Origin of the sequence: Mesotoga sp. HF07.pep.5.2.highcov, from assembly GCF_003666285.1 — a bacterium.
In the GTDB taxonomy this organism is placed as follows: domain Bacteria; phylum Thermotogota; class Thermotogae; order Petrotogales; family Kosmotogaceae; genus Mesotoga; species Mesotoga prima.
This window is the reverse complement of the sequence record NZ_JFHJ01000692.1, coordinates 1-2964: the sequence shown is the minus strand read 5'-3', so window position 1 is coordinate 2964 and position 2964 is coordinate 1. Positions and strand designations below refer to the sequence as shown.

The window sequence follows — 2964 nt, the reverse complement described above, 5'->3', positions numbered from 1 at the left end:
CTTTCTACCGACCAGCTTCCGACGTGCGGTGACATAACCACATTGGAAAACCTGTGAATTGGAAATCTCGATGGAAGTGTTGCGGGCCGATCATTCGAGGGATAATCGTACCAGACATCTATTGCCGCGCCGGCGAGAGTCCCGCTTTTCAGAGCATCGTAAAGTGCCTCCTCCTCGATTACTCTTCCCCTACTCACATTGACCAGGTACTTGCCTTTCATCTGACTTAGCAGACCGGAACCTATTATCCCAGCTGTCTTTTTCGTCAGCGGAAGAGCAACGAAGACAAGATCACCGGCTTGAACGGCATCGTGAATATCGTCTGTTATTCTCTTCACGTAAGGGAGCCCGCTGTCGGGCGTTCTCTTGAATCCGGTTATTTCACATTCAAAGCCACTTATCAGTTTTGCTATCGCCTGCCCAATGTTGCCGAGGCCGAGAATAGAGCACTGCTTCCCGATAATTGAGTACCATGTCGACTCCTTATTGGACGGCCGACCCAACCATACCCCCTGCGCAAGATCATTATGAAGTTCGACCACTCTTCCCGTAACAGCTAAGGCCAGAGCTACGGCCCTTTCTGCAACAACCTTGGCATTCTCATGGGTGTTTGAAACGATGATACCTCGTTCTCTTAGCCGTTCAAGAGGCAGACCATCAACGCCAGTCCAGGGAACGACAACCATTCTGAGATTTCTGGCCTTATCAAGGTCGGCTTGTGACAGATTTCCTTTGACTATCACCTCGGCATCGGAAATATGGCCTTTCGGATCACTGCTGCTGGAGTAAGAGATGAAAGAATGTTCGGGAAATGCTCTTGCAAGCTCTTCAATCTTTCCTTCCCAGTATCTGTCAAGTCTATTGAGGAATAAGATCTTCACGTTTCTAACCTCCCGCGGGATTTAGCACGAGAAAATCGGAGTTTGTAGCGAACCAGTCCATTCTGAGTCTGAATTTCATTCACAATATCGAACCCTATCTTCTCATAAAAACCGACGGCATCTTCGTCTGTCCACACTGCAAGAGTATCTACCATGAAAAAGTTTATCATTGTCTCAACTAGTGCACTGCCGAAGCCGCTCCTTCGCTTGTCTTTCCTTACGGCAAGATGGAGAAGCTCAGGCTCTTCAAGCTCATGGAGCTTCAAACCGGCTACAACAACTATGCTTCCTCCCTGTCTCATCACAAAGAGTCTTCTCTCCGGAGCCTGATACATCTTCAACACTTCGTCGGACTGCTCCGGCCTTCCCAGACAACCAGAAAAAATCTCTCTGAACCTTCCGGGAAGATTATCGAACTCGACTTCTTTAATCATTTCGCTCAACTCCTTGCTCTCTTAATCCGCCACCCGAGATTGGAACCATTCTCAAACGATATCAAATAATTCTCCTGGCTCCGACCCTTATTACCTTCGCTAAGACAAAGCAGAACCAGCCTCAGACTAACATTTAATTGTATCTCATTCACAATTCTATCATTGACCCAAACAGGGGCAGCAAGGAAGAGTTCTTTAAAATGAGTGAATCTGGCTCCCCTGGCGGAAAAAAAAGAGCAGCCAAAACAAAATTGTCGCGTTAACCCTTCTTCCAGTTCTATCCTTTCATAATCTATAAGCTCTGGCAGTCCGCACACTCTGCAAGTAAACTGCAGTTCTACTAAGTTATCTGACCGGTCACTAGAAGTGCTTAAACGAGCATTGGGCCTCTGCAAAGCACGCTTCGCTCATCCACGATCATCAGTGATATGGATCTTCCTTACGAAATACACTCCCGAGATGATCGCGATGCTGGAGACAACCAAAACGACCGGAAAGCCCAAGAGCCGCAACACACTACCCAAGATCAGAGGGAGGAGAGCGGTCACCAGACTGAGCGCGCCCGATACACCTGTATACAAAGCCCTGTTCGTATTGTTGGAGATTTCTATAAGAAGCCACTCAAATCCGATCCTTCGTGCGCTTAGGGTGATCCCTGAAAGCAAAAAAACTATAAGATAAACATCTGGCGAGGAGGTAGATAGAAGAAATGCAATTAGTGGAATCGAGCTGCCAATCATTGCACAGGTGATTAGCAGTCTTTTCAAACCTCTTCTTTTAAGAAAACGATTCCACAGAACACCGGCTCCCAGCATACCTATCATCTGTAACAGTAGAAAACTACCAACGTCGCTTCCACTCAACCCGAAACTGTCCTTCGCCAAGAGAACATAGAACGGGATCAGGACCAATCCGAAACCTGTAAGATTGTTAAAGACAATGTAGTTAAGCAAATTAGCATCCTCCTTCAGTGTTTTCGGGATGCTCTTCATGATCTTCCAGAATCCCGGAATTTCAGTTCCGTGATCCTCTCTTTCACGTACTTTCGTGAATCCAAGCGAAGCAACGAACAGCGAACTTCCTCCGATGAAGAACATCAGCGAGTAGTTGACCGGATAACTCACGTTTCCAACTATGTACTTCGCAATAAGGCCCCCAAGAAGCGACAATGCGCTCCCGGCAATCTGTCTGTATGCCATGAACCCGCGTCTATCCTGCTTCAATATTGACTGACCAAGCAGATGAGTGTAACTGATTCCCGCGAAAACGCCTCCAAAGGAAAAGATTGAGATTACGGAAAAAAGGAGCACAAGGAGCGCGATGCCCCCGATAGGCGAAAGCAAGAGAAAGCCAATGGAGAAGAGGGCGCCTACTCTCAAATAAATGCCTAGAAGCAAATACGGTTTCTTCATTCGTTTCGACATAAGGTATCCAGCGAATATTAATTGAGCCAGAAGAGGAATCCCCGTCGAAATTGCTGTAACAAGACCGATTGCGAAACTACCTCCTCCTGCCGCTAAGATCATCGACGGAAGGACCGTATTCACTTCAACAAAGGCCATTGTCAGTGCAAGAAACGAAGCGTGCCAGATAAACCCAAAATAATGTCCTCTATCGCTCTCCAACTCTCACCTCAGCATTTGGTTAGC

General features: G+C 47.1%; 3 protein-coding genes. All 3 read right to left on the bottom strand.

Annotated elements, in window-relative coordinates; all coding sequences use genetic code 11:
• Nucleotides 1-881, bottom strand: an 881-nt coding sequence (locus BG32_RS14715) for a 2-hydroxyacid dehydrogenase (protein WP_121527043.1), incomplete at its 3' end; no start/stop codon positions are given.
• Nucleotides 878-1315: a GNAT family N-acetyltransferase gene (locus BG32_RS14710; protein ID WP_006492627.1), complete on the bottom strand. Its 438-nt coding sequence runs from the start codon at nt 1313-1315 to the stop codon at nt 878-880. The genes BG32_RS14710 and BG32_RS14715, both read right to left, overlap by 4 nt.
• Nucleotides 1316-1722: 407 nt before the next feature.
• Nucleotides 1723-2940: an MFS transporter gene (locus BG32_RS14705; RefSeq protein WP_006492623.1), complete on the bottom strand. Its 1218-nt coding sequence runs from the start codon at nt 2938-2940 to the stop codon at nt 1723-1725.
• Between the last annotated feature and the right edge of the window lie 24 nt (nt 2941-2964).